At 34.9% G+C, this 1,131-nt stretch carries 2 protein-coding genes; both read right to left on the reverse strand.

What is annotated here, in order from left to right; all coding sequences use genetic code 11:
• Positions 1-234, reverse strand: a 234-nt coding sequence (locus BN1066_RS00025) for a YjbQ family protein (RefSeq protein ID WP_143695709.1), incomplete at its 3' end; no start/stop codon positions are given.
• 542 nt (positions 235-776) lie between these two features.
• Positions 777-1,131: triose-phosphate isomerase (locus BN1066_RS20025; RefSeq protein WP_245799654.1), on the reverse strand; the 355-nt coding region annotated here is incomplete at its 5' end.

The following is a 1,131-nucleotide window of genomic DNA, read 5'->3' on the forward strand; positions in this document are numbered from 1 at the left end:
TTTCTCTAAAACATTATTTAAATCAACTTGAAGATATTCATCACCCGCATAGTTCCTATCATGTGAATATTCCTCAAAGAATACAGAACAAGTTGTATGTGGTGAAGAAACGACACATAAGCCGTTTTTCACTTTACTTTTCTTAACAATTTCCCTAATTTGATCTGTAATCTCATGGTATGAAACTCTATTTCCTACTGAAGTTATGATTAACGTATCGTTATAAACAATCATTTATGTTCCTCCTATATATCATTGAAATATCTTCCAAATGTTCTTATTCTCTTTCAAATATTTAATTATAAATGGTTGGCTAAACCTATAATACAGAATATTCCAACTTATTGTTATTCATCCTAACAACCAAATTGAATATATTTGGTAAAAAAATATACAATTTCTCCTTGTTATCCGTACATTCCTTCGTCCTGTATATTATCCACAAGATGGAGACAAGAAAAGCTTCTTTATGTGTCGTGTGCGGCTCAATTGAACAAAATGAGCTCTGCCTCTGTATTGTTGGTGTTTGTTGATTCCAGAAAGCCATATTGTATTCTTACATCTTTTCCTTCAGAGGCTTAAATCACCTGCAATGATTCCGCTTGGAGTACTTTTTTTCCATCGAATTCACACTGTTTCCTCCAATCACCAAGAGTATATGCTCCGTGCAATGGGTGATTGCTGTTTATTTAATAATGATTGGACTAAGCAAAATAGTACGTATGATGGGTTTTAAATGTTGGATTATGGATTAACATTCGAAGCGTACCGCTCCTTTATAAACTACTTACCATTTCTTCTAATTTTGCTTCCCAATCAGGAACCTTAATAATTCCACTTGTTCCACCAGTACCATCCGCACCTTCTCGAATAACTTGTCTGACATCTTCTCCGGTACTTACACCTGCTGCCTGAAGAACCAGGATATCTGAATTCACATGTTTGATTGCAGATGTTGTTTCTTTTCGATAAGACGATTCACTCGTAGTACCGGTTCCAATTAAACTGGTTGGTTCACAAATAATCATATTAGGCTCTAACTCTGCAACTGCCTTACATTGTTGTACCGTGTCAGCACAAACAATTGTAATAAGTCCCAATTCATCAGCTCTTCGTATTGTTTTATCTAGG

This window comes from Virgibacillus proomii, from assembly GCF_900162615.1.
In the GTDB taxonomy this organism is placed as follows: domain Bacteria; phylum Bacillota; class Bacilli; order Bacillales; family Amphibacillaceae; genus Virgibacillus; species Virgibacillus proomii.